Source organism: Halolamina litorea, from assembly GCF_026616205.1.
Classification (GTDB): Archaea; Halobacteriota; Halobacteria; order Halobacteriales; family Haloferacaceae; genus Halolamina; species Halolamina litorea.
The window spans coordinates 199,999-212,642 of record NZ_JANHGR010000003.1; the positions used below are offsets into that span (position 1 = coordinate 199,999).

At 66.3% G+C, this 12,644-nt stretch carries 16 protein-coding genes and 1 pseudogene; 11 read left to right on the forward strand and 6 right to left on the reverse strand.

Going from position 1 to position 12,644, the window contains the following annotated elements:
- Positions 1 to 76: 76 nt before the first annotated feature.
- Positions 77 to 649: a helix-turn-helix transcriptional regulator gene (locus tag NO998_RS15330; protein ID WP_267648165.1), complete on the forward strand. Its 573-nt coding sequence runs from the start codon at positions 77 to 79 to the stop codon at positions 647 to 649.
- A gap of 30 nt (positions 650 to 679) precedes the next feature.
- Here NO998_RS15330 and NO998_RS15335 read toward each other — a convergent pair whose 3' ends face one another.
- Both NO998_RS15335 and NO998_RS15340 read right to left on the reverse strand, forming a co-directional pair.
- On the reverse strand, positions 680 to 1,099 hold the full coding sequence (locus NO998_RS15335) for a DUF7500 family protein (RefSeq protein WP_267648166.1): 420 nt from the start codon (positions 1,097 to 1,099) through the stop codon (positions 680 to 682).
- A 144-nt stretch (positions 1,100 to 1,243) separates the two neighbouring features.
- Positions 1,244 to 1,822 carry an archaellin/type IV pilin N-terminal domain-containing protein gene (locus tag NO998_RS15340; protein ID WP_267648167.1) on the reverse strand — a complete coding sequence of 193 codons (579 nt, stop codon included), beginning with the start codon at positions 1,820 to 1,822 and terminating at the stop codon, positions 1,244 to 1,246.
- Positions 1,823 to 2,058: 236 nt separating this feature from the next.
- On the opposite strand from NO998_RS15340, the gene NO998_RS15345 reads away from it, so the two are divergent.
- From NO998_RS15345 to NO998_RS15390, 10 genes are all read left to right on the forward strand, one after another.
- Positions 2,059 to 2,994 (forward strand): FlaD/FlaE family flagellar protein, encoded by a 936-nt coding sequence (locus NO998_RS15345; RefSeq protein WP_267648168.1) that lies wholly within the window; start codon positions 2,059 to 2,061, stop codon positions 2,992 to 2,994.
- Positions 2,994 to 3,437 (forward strand): archaellum stator protein ArlF, encoded by a 444-nt coding sequence (gene arlF / locus NO998_RS15350; RefSeq protein WP_267648169.1) that lies wholly within the window; start codon positions 2,994 to 2,996, stop codon positions 3,435 to 3,437. The genes NO998_RS15345 and arlF overlap by 1 nt, the downstream gene beginning before the upstream one ends.
- Positions 3,438 to 3,890 carry an archaellum stator protein ArlG gene (gene arlG / locus NO998_RS15355; protein ID WP_267648170.1) on the forward strand — a complete coding sequence of 151 codons (453 nt, stop codon included), beginning with the start codon at positions 3,438 to 3,440 and terminating at the stop codon, positions 3,888 to 3,890.
- The gene (arlH, locus tag NO998_RS15360) at positions 3,887 to 4,597 is read left to right on the forward strand and encodes an archaellum protein ArlH (RefSeq protein ID WP_267648171.1); all 711 of its coding nucleotides are present in this window, start codon (positions 3,887 to 3,889) and stop codon (positions 4,595 to 4,597) included. Before arlG ends, arlH begins: the two co-directional genes overlap by 4 nt.
- Positions 4,594 to 6,267, forward strand: a complete 1,674-nt coding sequence (locus NO998_RS15365; RefSeq protein ID WP_267648172.1) for a type II/IV secretion system ATPase subunit — start codon at positions 4,594 to 4,596, stop codon at positions 6,265 to 6,267. The genes arlH and NO998_RS15365 overlap by 4 nt, the downstream gene beginning before the upstream one ends.
- Positions 6,264 to 7,985: an archaellar assembly protein FlaJ gene (gene flaJ, locus NO998_RS15370; protein WP_267648173.1), complete on the forward strand. Its 1,722-nt coding sequence runs from the start codon at positions 6,264 to 6,266 to the stop codon at positions 7,983 to 7,985. Before NO998_RS15365 ends, flaJ begins: the two co-directional genes overlap by 4 nt.
- 63 nt (positions 7,986 to 8,048) lie before the next feature.
- A complete protein-coding gene (locus tag NO998_RS15375; protein WP_267648174.1) occupies positions 8,049 to 8,486 on the forward strand; it encodes a FlaD/FlaE family flagellar protein in 438 nt (145 codons plus the stop codon).
- A gap of 179 nt (positions 8,487 to 8,665) precedes the next feature.
- On the forward strand, positions 8,666 to 9,097 hold the full coding sequence (locus tag NO998_RS15380) for a DUF7539 family protein (protein WP_267648175.1): 432 nt from the start codon (positions 8,666 to 8,668) through the stop codon (positions 9,095 to 9,097).
- Positions 9,098 to 9,186: 89 nt separating this feature from the next.
- Positions 9,187 to 9,576: a CBS domain-containing protein gene (locus tag NO998_RS15385; RefSeq protein WP_267648176.1), complete on the forward strand. Its 390-nt coding sequence runs from the start codon at positions 9,187 to 9,189 to the stop codon at positions 9,574 to 9,576.
- Between the two features lie 79 nt (positions 9,577 to 9,655).
- Positions 9,656 to 11,062 carry a serine hydrolase domain-containing protein gene (locus NO998_RS15390; protein ID WP_267648177.1) on the forward strand — a complete coding sequence of 469 codons (1,407 nt, stop codon included), beginning with the start codon at positions 9,656 to 9,658 and terminating at the stop codon, positions 11,060 to 11,062.
- Positions 11,063 to 11,089: 27 nt separating this feature from the next.
- On the opposite strand, the pseudogene NO998_RS15395 reads toward NO998_RS15390, so the two are convergent.
- The 4 genes and pseudogenes from NO998_RS15395 to NO998_RS15410 all read right to left on the reverse strand — a co-directional run.
- Positions 11,090 to 11,380: pseudogene (locus NO998_RS15395) on the reverse strand (type II toxin-antitoxin system RelE family toxin); the annotation flags it as partial.
- The gene (locus NO998_RS15400; RefSeq protein WP_267648179.1) at positions 11,361 to 11,636 is read right to left on the reverse strand and encodes a ribbon-helix-helix domain-containing protein; all 276 of its coding nucleotides are present in this window, start codon (positions 11,634 to 11,636) and stop codon (positions 11,361 to 11,363) included. The gene NO998_RS15400 and the pseudogene NO998_RS15395, both read right to left, overlap by 20 nt.
- 147 nt (positions 11,637 to 11,783) lie before the next feature.
- Positions 11,784 to 12,308, reverse strand: a complete 525-nt coding sequence (locus NO998_RS15405) for a hypothetical protein (protein WP_267648180.1) — start codon at positions 12,306 to 12,308, stop codon at positions 11,784 to 11,786.
- 58 nt (positions 12,309 to 12,366) lie between these two features.
- Complete coding sequence (locus NO998_RS15410) at positions 12,367 to 12,540, reverse strand: glycine zipper domain-containing protein (protein ID WP_267648181.1); 174 nt, start codon at positions 12,538 to 12,540, stop codon at positions 12,367 to 12,369.
- Positions 12,541 to 12,644 lie beyond the last annotated feature (104 nt).

Consider the following 12,644-nt stretch of genomic DNA (forward strand, 5'->3'; position numbering starts at 1 on the left):
GACGCCCTTATATATCAAATCTCTGTAGCTGATCCCGCGAAGTGGTGTTATCTACCGTTAGTCCTCGCGGACTGGTATGACTCGAAACCCGGAGAGTTCTGATCTTCACTCCCGCCCGACCGGGGAATCGACGCCTGACGACGCCGAACAGACGGCAGACGGACGGGTGGGAGACTTCGACACCGGCGTGACCGCCGAGCGGTTGCTCGACGAGCTGCAGTCCGGCCGAGAGGAAAACGCGGGGATGAGCGTGCGGCTCACGCCCGAACAGGAGTCCGAGGTCATACTCGATCGGGTGTTGAAGACGCTGTTCGACGACCCGGGGTTCGAGTTCGAGGAGCAGACGGTCAAAGAGAACCTCGAGGAGATCCTGCTGGTCTTGATCGCCCACCGCTCGTCGAACACCCACGGCAAGAGCCTGATGGGCGACCTCACCGCCATCTTCGGGACCAGACTGAGTCCCGGCACCGTCTACCCACAGCTTCACGAACTGGAAGCGGCCGGGGCGCTCCGGGTTCAGGAACTGGTTCGGACGAAGGAGTATCAGGTCGAGGACGAACAGGTCCTCAGGGACCGCGTCACCGCAACGATGGAGCAGCACCTCGCGTTCGGACTCTTCTTGCAGGCCGCACTCGAAGAACTGCCGTAGTCCCCACACCGGCGCAGACTCGTTTCTCTGCTACCTGTTCGTCGGGGGTGTGTCCGTCCGTGAGGGCTGAGTGGACACGTTCAGCTCGGTGTTTTCGAGTAGCGTCGCGATGACGGTTTCCGGTGGCGTCTCCCCGGCCACCTTATCGGCGTACCAGCGCAGCAGCGCGTCGAACGCCACCGATACGTCGTTCGTTTCCACCGTCAGGTCGTCTTCGGCGCTCCCGAATCGCGCGTCGAGTTCGAGCGCGTAGGCGCCGTCGAGGTCAGCCAGCCCGCCAGTCGGGTCAGACCCCTGCAGCGCTGCCCCACGGCTCTCTCCGTCCCCGTGCGTGTCCTTCGAGCCGTCGGGGGTGACCACGTACCGGTCCTCCCCGAGCGACCTGATCTCCGCCTCGTTCGATGCGTGCGCTTCGTCCGCTCCCGTCTGGTTGGTGTGTTCGTCGGTCATCCGTCGGTTTGGGTGGCGCCGTCTCCCGCGCTTTCGACGCCGTCGACGCCGCGTGGGCGCTACGCCCGCGGCTCGTGATCGCTTGGTTCGGCGAAGAAAGGGGTCGGTTCCGGTGTTGTGGCCGCCCCGCAGCGGCCGTCCGGTTTACACCTGTGCGTAGTCGCCCGTCAGCACGTCCGGGACGTTCACGCCGTAGATCGTCGTCGCACCCGACTGGTCGACGATCCGGAGGTCGGCGTCGCTGCCCTCCGCGAGACCGTCACCGGCCTCGATACTCGCAGTGTCGATCTCGATCTCGATACGTTCGTCCGTGTCCTCGAGTACAGTGGCTTCAGTGCCGTCGAGGTCCACGGTCGTGAACGTCGTGCTGTCCGTGGTGCTTCCCTGACTCAACGTTTCGGAGCTCCCACTGCTCGTGTACTCGATCGTCGCCTCGGAGAGGTCGATCGGATCCGAGCCCGGCGACTTCTTCACGACGAGCGTGATGTTGCTGATGCTGTCATTAGCACCGACTGCACCCGTCGCTGATACAACGTCGATCTGGTTGGAGACCTGTGCCTGTGCGTCCGCCCCAGTGTCCGATGCGCGGGATTGGAGGTCGTCAGCCGTCGTGACGAGGACGCCTGCGGCGACCGCGGCCACCAGTACCAGCGCGATGAAGATGATCAGTGTCCCGATACCGACCTGCCCACGGTCGGAGTCGTCGTGTGTTGGTAGTTTCATTGTCGTGTTTCACACCTGTGGTGTCGTGGGTTCGTTCCCACCTCGACCGTTCCATGGCATCCACTTAGTGTAGCGAACGGTTTCGGGCGCCGAATCGGCCCCCGAATCGACCCCGGAATCGAGACTCGAAACGCGCCCCGAGTTGGACCGGCGGACTATACGCGTCGTGGTTCTCGGGTCGGGTAAGGACAGTATCGGTGCGGGCGAGGACCACCATGTTCAAAGAGATCAGTCGTATGTTCGGATCGAACGACCCCGACACGCCGGAGGAATCGGACGAGACAAGAGACCAAGCGGGGCCCTCGGGCCAGGAGCCGACCGGCGCCGACGACGGGCTGGCTCCGGACGCTGGGGAACCCGGCGACGACGGCGGCGGCGGCGCCGACGAGGAACCGGACGTGACTGAACTCGACGTCCGGATCGACGAACTGAACGAGGAACTCGACTCGACGGACGCCTCGATCCGCGAACTCCGCTCGTCCCAGGAGGAGATGGCCGATTCCATCGACGAGATGAGCGACCGGGTCAGACAGCTCGTCGGCGTCTACGACCGGATCGCCGCCGAGGAGAACCCCTTCGTCGACGATCCGTCAGAGCCGGACCCAACGGCCGGCGGGTCGCCGATGTCGACGGGCGGCGAGGGGTGGAGCGGTGACTCCGTGATTGACGAGGGACACGCACGCGAGGAAACTCCCGAGCCGACGACCGCCGGCGCGGAGGACGATGTCGTCTCCTTCGACGACCTCTGGGACGGGTCGGAGGAGTCAGCCGGTCGAGCCCCGCCACAAGAAGACCTGCAGGCCGAGAGCGACGCGGCCCCGATGGCGGAACAGCCTCCCGTCGCCGACCGAACGGCGTCGACCGCTGCCTCGGCGGCGGACGACGCGTTGCTCCAGTCCATCCCCAACGGCTACGCCGGGGAGGTGCTGGTGATGGAGTGGCTCGCGACGCTGATGGAGCGCTCCGGCCCCGCGGGCGCGTTCCGCGCCATCGACTACTACGAGAACGTCGGCTGGATCTCGCCGACGGTCGAACAACGGCTCGTCGACGTGATCGGTGGGCCGGCCCTCGACGTGTTCGTCGACCCGACCCAGCCCCGCGAGCCGACGGCCGAGGAGCACGCCGTCTCACACGAGTACCTCCGCGTGATGGCGCGGCTGAACGAGATCTAATGGGGTTCAGTGTCAGCGGCGCGACGGCGGTGCTCTTCGTCGGTCTCCTCGTGGGCGCGGCGACGCTGTACCCCGCCGTCGATCAGTACGCCGAGCGTACGGCGGACGCGGCGAACGCCGACGACGAGCGCCTGCTGACCCAGCGCAACACCGCCATCGAGACGGTGAACGCGACGTACAATGCCACCGCAGACGAACTGACCGTCGCCGTCCGAAACACCGGCGCGAGTACGCTCTCGGTCTCGAAGACGGACCTGCTCGTCGACGGCAGCTACGCTCGGTTCTCTGCGGCGAACACGACCGTCAGCGGCGATCCGGCGACCGACATCTGGGCACCCGGTCAGACCCTGCGGGTGACGCTCAGCGACCCCGCCGAACCGAGTCGAGTCAAGGTCGTCAGCGGGCCGGGGGTCGCCGTCACCGCCCCGGTGGAGGTGCGCTGAATGGCCAGCGCCTCGGTGTCGGAACTGATCATGTTCATCGCCGCCGTGAGCGTCGCCGCCGCCGTCTCGGGGGCCCTGGTTACCACGGTCGGGGGGATCTCCGGTTCCCTCGATGAGCGCGGCACCGACGTGGCCGCCGACATCGCCACCGACGTGGAGGTCATCAGCGACCCGGCCAGCGGGGCCGTCTACGACAGCGGGAACGGCCAGGTTCGACTCCTCGTCAAGAACACCGGGCGGCGGACCATCGAGACGGGCGGCACAGTCATCGAGGTGCTGCTCGACGGACGGTACGTCCCGCCCTCCGAGTACAGCATCGACGTCATCGGCGGCGAGAGTTGGCACGAGGGCGACGTCGTCCGGATCGCCGTGAACGAATCGCTGTCGAGCGGTGACCACCGGGTCACCGTCATCGTCGAAAGCGAACGCGAAACCCTGAGGTTCACCACGTGAATCACCTCTCTGTCGGTCTCGAATCCCGTGACCGCGTCAACCGCGCCATCGGCGGCGGCTTCCCCGAGGGGAGTCTCGTCCTCGTCGAAGGCGGGACGGGCGCGGGGAAGTCGGCGCTGACCCAGCGGTTCGTCTACGGTCTCTGTGCGGAGGGGACGACCGTTGCGCTGGCTTCGACCCAACTCTCCACGGCGGCGTTCGTCGATCAGATGCACTCGCTCTCCTATGGCGTTGTCGACCACCTCCTCGACGGCCGGCTCCGGTACTTCCAGGTGCCGACCGACGGGGATCGCCCGCTCGTGGACCGACTCGTCGACCCGAGCGGCCTCTGGGACGCCCGCGTCGTCGCCGTCGATGGCTTCGGCACGCTCTGTCGGAACGACCGGGAGTTCTCCGGGTTGCTCGGATCGGGGGAGGAGGACCGGGCGATGGAGCGTCTCGTCGGTCGGCTCGACCCCGCGCTGGCCGCCGGCAAGGTCGTCCTGTTGACGGTCGACCCCGACGCCCTCACCGAGCGGTCGCTGCGTCCGCTGCGCTCGGCTGCCGACGTGTACCTCGACCTCCAGAGCGAGGCCGTAGGAAACGACATCCGGAAGAAGGCGCTCGTCCGGCGCTTCGCCGGCATGAAGAGTCCCGTCGACGACACCATCGGGTTCTCGGTCCAACAGGGCCGCGGACTCGTCATCGAATCCCGCACTATCGCATGAGATCGAACACGCGACTCACCGACGACCTGCGTGCCGTGGCCGCCGAACAGCCACACGTCCGGGACCACCTCGAGTCGATCTACGAGCGTACCGGTACCTACCCCGTCTACGCGGAGGAGCCGACCGAGGACCATACCACGGACCCGAACGTCCTCTTCCCGGCGGAGCCACCGATCTACGCACACGTCCACGGGGGGCGGGGCCGGGACGAGACGTACTACTGCTTGGAGCCGACCCTCTCGGCCGACGAGCAGGCGCTGTACGAACGGGTCCGGACGGAGGTACTGGACCAGTCGGTCACGAAGCCCGCCCCCGCCGAAGACGACGACTTCACGACCCACCTCGACGAACTTATCGACGAGATACTCACCGTCGACGGCACCGGCGCGTCGTTCGCCGACCGGCTCCGTTCCTCGCTGCTCGGCGATCAGTTCGTCGTCGACCACGAGACCTACGAGCGGCTCCGGTACGTCCTCCAGCGCGATATCGTCGGTCTCGGCCCCCTCGAACCGGTGATGGCCGACCCGGAGAACGAGGACATCCACGTCATTGGCCCCCACGCCTGCTACGTCGAACACGGCGTCTTCGGCATGATCGAGACGACCGTCGACTTCGGCGACCGCGACGCGTTCAGCAACTGGATCCGGAACATGGGCGAGCGGATGAACTCCCCCGTCTCGGACTCGAACCCCGTGATCGACTCGACGCTGCCCAACGGCTCGCGGATCAACATCATCTACTCAGACGACGTGAGCATCAAGGGACCCTCCCTCACCATCCGCCAGGGCGAGGACGTACCCCTCTCGATCTTCCAGATCACCAAGTGGGGCACGCTCTCGCCGGAACTCGCCGCCTACCTCTGGCTCTGCATGGAGAACGAACAGACCGTGTTCGTCGTCGGCGAGACTGCCTCGGGGAAGACGACGACGCTCAACTCCATGTTCTCGTTCATCCCTCGGGACCACAAGATCTACACCGCGGAGGACACCGCCGAGGTGATGCCCCCACACGACAACTGGCAGCAACTCCTCACCCGCGAGGGCAACGGCGACGGCTCCGACGTAGACATGTTCGACCTCGTCGCCGCCGCCCTGCGGTCGCGTCCAGACTACATCGTTGTCGGCGAGGTCCGGGGCGCGGAGGCCCAGATGGCGTTCCAGGCCGCCCAGACGGGCCACCCAGTTCTCCTCACCTTCCACGCCAGCGACATCGTCTCGATGATCCAGCGGTTCACCTCGAACCCGATCAACGTCCCCGAGACGTTCATGGACAACTGCGACGTGGCGCTGTTCCAGAACCGCGTCAAGCAGGGCGACGACGTGCTCCGGCGCGTGACGAGCGTACAAGAGATCGAGGGTTACTCCGAACACGAAGGTGGCGTCGTCACCCGGGAGACGTTCTCGTGGGACCCCCGGGAGGACGAGGTCAGCTTCAAGGGCCGGAACAACAGCCACGTCCTCGAGAACGGGATCGCGCGGCTGTTGGGCTACGACGACACCCGACGGATCTACGATGAACTCGACCGCCGCGCCGAAATCATCCGCCGGCTCATCGACGCCGACGTGACCGGCTACCACGAGGTCAACGACGCGATCCAGACGTTCCAGCGTGACGGCGCGGAGGCCCTGCCGATCGAACTGCACGGCCTCACGGGGAGGGTCGACGTGTGAGCGCCGAGGCCGAGCAGGGGGGCTGGGACGCGAACCTCCGTGACTTCATCAGGTCGGTCGTCGACGCCTACCGCTTCATGGATATGTCCCCCGAACGGTACGCGCTGGTCGTGCTGGTGCCGGGGATCGCCGCCTCGCTCGCGGCCGGTGCTGCGGTCTTCGTCCTCTCGCCGCCGCTGTTCGTCGCCCTCCCGGCCGTCGTCCTCGGACTCCTGCCGCCGATGGGGGCGTTCGTCTACCCGAAGATCGTCGCCGACCGGAAGCGCCGGGAGATCCGCGAGCAGTTCCACATCTTCCTTACACACATCACCGTCCTCTCGACGACGAACATCGACCGGGTCGAGATCTTCCGCACGCTGGCTCAGGTCGAGGAGTACGGCGCGCTCGCCGAGGAGATGGGCCGGATCACCGCGCTCGTCGACACGTGGAACCAGTCGCTCGACGACGCTTGCCGTCGCCGCTCCGAGCGGGTCCCCTCCGAACTCCTCGCTGACTTCCTCGAACGGATGGCCTACACTGTCGGCGCCGGACAGGGCCTCGACGAGTTCCTCCTCGACGAGCAGGAGTCGATCATTCAGGAGTTCGTCATCCGGTACGAGTCGGCCCTCGACAAGCTCGACGTGTTGAAGGAGCTCTACCTCTCGTTGATGCTCTCGGTGACGTTCATCCTCGTGTTCGCGACGGTGCTCCCGCTGCTGATCCCGGTGCCGCCGACGCTGCTGCTCGGGGGGATCATCGTCCTGTTCGGTATCGTGCAGGCCGGCTTCGTCTTCATCATCCACACCGTCGCCCCGCGCGACCCCGTCTGGCTCGCCCCCGAGAGCGAGCACTCCCCGATGTACCGCGTTCGGCCCGCGCTGATCGCGGGGGTCGTGCTCTCGGTCGTGGCGGTCGTCGTCGTGCTTGCGGTCGGGCTCGGATACACGCCGCTGGCGACGGACGTGCTGCCGACGCCCATCTATCTCGCCATCCCGACGACGCCACTGATCGTGCCTGGACTGGCCATGCGACAAGAGGAACAGAAAGTGGCCGAGCGCGACGAGGGGTTCCCCTCGTTCGTCCGCGCGCTCGGCAGCGTCGAGTCCGTCAAGCAGACCTCGACGGCGAACGTCCTGGAGTCGCTCCGGAAGAAGAACTTCGGCGCGTTGACCGACAACGTCGACAACCTCTACAAGCGGCTCCGAACCCGGATCGACGCGGCGACCTCGTGGCGACTGTTCGCCGCCGAGACAGGGTCGTACCTCATCCAGAAGTTCGGCGACATGTACGTCGTCGGCCGTCGGATGGGGGGAGAGCCACGACAACTGGGGCAGGTCATCTCCACGAACTTCAACGAGGTCCTGCGCGTGCGGGAGCAGCGCCGCCAGGCGACGACGACGTTCGTCGGCATCGTCTACGGCATCACGGCGGCGTCGATGTTCTCGGCGTTCATCGGGCTGGGGATCGCCGAGCAGATGCTCGCCATCACCGCCGAGATCGCCGAGGGGAACGCCCAGTTCGTCGACTCGCTGTTCTCGACGGCCAGCTACGACATCGGCGTCATCGAGTTCCTCCTCCTGTTGGTGGTGTTGATGAACGCGCTACTCTCCTCGGTGATGATCCGTATCACCGACCGTGGTCACTACGTGAGCGGCCTCACGCACTTCGTCGCACTCGTCTGGACCGGCGCGTTGGTCGCAACGGGGACCCGGATCGTGGTGAGCGGACTGATCGCGTGAGTGCCCGTATCGAGTGTCGATACGGTCCCCCCACTTTAGCCGACGGTGGCCGAACGACCGTCCATGCCAGACGTGTCCGGAACACGCCCGTTCCTCGACGGGCCCCTCGACGTGGACGGCTCCGAAACGCTCCTGCAGTGGATCAAGTACCTCGGGACGACGTTCGGCACCGCCGGCGCGCTCTGTTCGCTCCGGTACTACGAACAGCTGTCGTGGATCTCCGCTGACGCCCGCCGCGAGGTCGAACAGCACCTCCAGGGGCTCTCTCTCGAGGAGACACACTCGAAGAAGTACGACGAACCCGGTCACCCGACCGGCCCGCTCTCCTCCCTCGCCGGGACCCCTTTCGGCGCCCACGCGAAGTCGCTGGCGTTCATCTCGACGCTGGCCGACGACGACCTGCAGGGCGCCATGCTCCGCGCCAGGCTGGCGAAACACCAGGTCGACGGCGAACTCTCCGAGACGGCGGACGGCTCGGACGACCCGACTCCCCCGGTGTAACTGTGGGCCGTGGCTGACCGGACCGTCCCCGGCCGCTCGCTGCCCTCCCGGCCTGTGAGGACGTGAGGACCGACCTCAACTGGGCTGCGCCCGCCCGAGGGGTTCGGCACTCGGGACCGAGGCGACGCACACCTATCAGGGGGAAACTATCAAGCGCTGACACTCCCTACTACGTCGCGATGAGTTCTTCTCCGACGAGCCGGCAGATGGTGCGCCACGCGCGAGAGCGACTTCCGGAGTGGGTGACGGACGCCCGCTCTCAGGTGTACGCCGAGCTGTTCGAGGGGGAGGATGCGGTACTGGACGAGGAGGAACTCCGCCTCCTCGACCGAATCGACTCGGACCTCACCCGCCGGGACGGGGACGGGATCTGGGGCGCCGACGAGTACGGCATCGTCGTCGAGGGGAGCCTCGACATCAACGAGCCACAGGTGGTCTGTACGTACCACCCGGAGATTCCCTACGAGGGGTTCCGCGGCGAGGAAAGTCTGCGAGAATCGACACGCCGGGAGCTTAACGACGTCCTCTGGGACTACAGTGAACGCGTTTCGCTGCTCGTCCAAGCGGACCTCGACGAGTTCCTGCGCTCGAACCACCCGGACGAGGAGTGATCGCTCGCCCCAGCCACCGATCGTCTCGCGCCGACGTGGTGACCACCGAACGAATCTCTTTGGGGTGGTAGCACTCACCACCCAGCGTGATGGAGCTGTACGTCGACCACGTCATGTCCCGGCCCGTGGAGACGATCGAGCCGACTGCCTCGCTCCGTGACGCCGCCGCGGCGATGATCCGCCACGACGTGGGGGCGCTCGTCGTCGTCGACGACAACGACCGGCTCGAGGGGATTCTCACGGCGACGGACTTCGTCTTGCTCGCTGTCGAGGGTGAACTGCCGCCGGACGAGCCGGTGGCGACGCCGATGCGTACCGACGTCATCACGGTGGAGCGCGACGCGCCCGCCAGCGAAGCCGTCGACGCCATGCTCGACCACCTGATCCACCACGTTCCGGTGGTCGAGAACGAGACAGTCGTCGGCATGGTCTCCACCTTCGACTTCACGGCACGGTTGGGGCGCTCGCTCGAACCCTGACTCGATGACCGCGTCGGGCGCCCGTTCGTCAGCTCGCCGCAAGCCAAGCCTACTTGCCCGCCCGCGGACAGCCCCACCCATGGCTACCGAGAGCAGCCTCGACGCCGAGACAGAGCGTGCCGTCGAGGAGTACGTCGCGTCGTGGATGAGCGAGGACGGCGTTCCGGGCGCGAGCGTCGCGCTGATCGACGGCACCGAGTTGACCTACGCCGAGGGGTTCGGCGCTCGTGACCTCGACGACGACCTGCCGGCGACGCCCGAGACGCTGTTCGGGATCGGCTCCTGTACGAAGTCCGTCGTCGCCACCGCGGTCCTCCAGTGTGTCGAGCAAACCGACCTCGCCCTCTCGGACCCCGTTTCTGCGTACCTCCCGCACCTCAGATCGGCCCCAGGCGACCTGATCACCGTCGAGTCGCTGCTGAACCACACCTCCGGCATGCCCAGCGACGGGAACCTCTCGGCGCTGGTGACCCGGCTGACCGATATCGGCGACGCCAACACGCCGCTCACCAGCGAGGCCGATTTCCGCCGGCACGTGCAGGGGAGCGCTGAGGAGCGCTACACCGAGGAGGAACACTTCTTCTACTACAACACCGGCTTCGCCCTGCTGGGGCTGCTCGTCGCCGAGGTGACGGGCGTGGCCTTCGAGCGATACGTCCGGAAAGAGGTGTTCAAGCCGCTCGGGATGGATCGCTCCTGTTTCACCCCCGAGCGCTTCGAGGCCGAGGAGAACCGAATGAGCGCCTACTACGAGGAGTCGACAGGCGACGGCACCGAGTGGCGCGAGGGAAGCCTCGGCTTCTCCGAGCCGATGTACGCGCCGGGCGGCATGGCCAGTTCGGTCGTCGAAACCTCGCGGTTCCTCCGGATGCTGCTCAACGGCGGCGAGTTCGACGGCGAGCGCGTGCTCCCCGAGTCGGCCGTCGACGCCATGACGACGCCGACGGTGACCCGCTACGAGAACGTCGACGGCGTCGAGCGACAGTACGGCTACGGGCTCTCGATCCAGTCGTTCCTCGACGACACGCTCGTCGGCCACGGCGGCATGATGGGGACCACGACGGCGTTCATCGGCTACCTCGAGAACGCTGAGGTGGGCGTCGTCGTCGCTTGCAACACCGCGCCCGCCCACCACCCGACGGTGACCGGCCACGCGCTGCTGTCGATCCTGCAGGGCGAAGACCCCGAGGAGGCAGTGCCCCGGCTGGCGCTGGAGGCCAAGGCCGACTCGCTGGTCGGCGAGTACGAGTCCTACCGCGGCATCCAGAAAGCGACTGTCGAGCGCGAGGGGACGAACCTTGCCGTCGAGGTGCAGGGCCGACTCGGCGATCGGTCGATGACGCTGTTCCCCGAAAACGCTGACCCCGAGCACCTACGCTACTACACCGTCTCCGGGGACTCACGCGTCCCCGTGGAGTTCCTCGACGTCGACGACGGGACGGACATGCTGCTCCAGCGCTGGCGGCTCCACCGCCAGCACGAGTAGGGGCGTCGGCGGGGCGCTCCCAACCCAGTCATCTCCCTTGTAGGCACCTTCGCGCTTCCGAACGCTCTCAACTCGAAGGACGCCCGATTCCCTGTCAAGGCGACATCCGAGTCGATGGCTCCCAACCCGGAGTTTCTGAAACGGTGAGTTCGTGAGTGGCTCCAGAAAGTCACCCGGATTCCGCCACTCGGAGTCGACGACCTCCTCCAGTTTGTCGATGATGCGTTGCTGGCTCTCGCTGCCGATCTGTGAGAACTGTGTTTCTGCTCGTGGCGAGAACTCCCAGTCCCACCCGTCGTCACTCGCTGTCGTGCCCATACGTCGCTTTGATCTCCTCGCTTGAGACCCGCTCGTCGTCATCGAGCTGGGCTTCACTGATCGCCAGGTCCTTCCAGAGTCCAGCGCCTTCAGGGTGGTTGACGGAATCGCGGAGCGCATGCCGGATGAACTCACTCCGGCTGTTGAAGCCTCGCTCACGCCACGTCTCGTCGATGACGTCGAGGAACGAACGGGAGATTCGGACGTTCACCCGGTCGATCTCCGGATCTCCGTTCCCGGAATCTGCTTCTGACATACGCACGTGTGTTGGGACGACATACGTAAAACGCTACTGCCAACCCAGTTTGACCCCCCCCCCGATGAAGCGCGATAACTGGTCTTCCTGCCTCTCACGACGAGGCTGCCGCGTACAAGCGTATCTCCATTGATCGAACGCGTCAGCTCAGCCGGCGAACTCGGCGTCCCGAACTGCGACGAGGATCGAGAGTGTCTGTCCCGCGCCGACGAGTGCGATGGCGGGGAGAACTAGCCCCGCGCCGCTGCTCGCCGCGAACAGGAACGTGGCCGCCCCGAGACCGGCCAGAGCTGCAGCGACCGCGTAGCGCGCGTCCAGTCCGTCAGCGCCGCCGACCTGCCGAGCGGTCGGGACGAGCGCCACCGCCGGGAGCACCATCCAGCCGAAGACGGCGACGTTGACGCCGAGGTCGCTCCCGGCGGCAACGCCGTAGCCCCCGGCGACCGTCACCGGGATTCCGGCCACGACGACGCCGAGCCACGCTCGGAGCACCGGATCGGCCCGCATCTCGCCCCACGAGAGGCCGGCGAAGGCGATCAGGAGCGCGGTCATCACGACGTGGCCGATGAAGACCGAGCGTGGCGTGAGCAGCCCGGTGTGGGCGGCGGCGGCGAACGACCACGCCAACGGGACGAGCCCGGCGGGTGCGGTCGCGCGGATCGAGCGGAGCATAGCTGACAGGTGGCTCGCTGTCGCCAAAGTCGGTTCGGTGGGTGTGTCTCGGGCTCCGCTATTCCCGCGTCCGCAATCCCGCTTCGATCGCTGCGCCGAGTGCGACTCCGATCGCCAGCCACAGTCCGATGTTCTCCGTCGCAGAACCGATCGCAACTCCGATCGCCATCCCGATCACCATCCCTATTCCCGTGTCTGCTCCGCTCGTTTCAGACCCATCCTCCTCGTCCATGTACGATTATTTAACCATAATGAGTGGTAAGTCTACCCTCCCTGCTTATCACGGTGTGACCACCATCGCTTGCGCAGTCCGAGAACTGGCCTCCCGTCGAGACG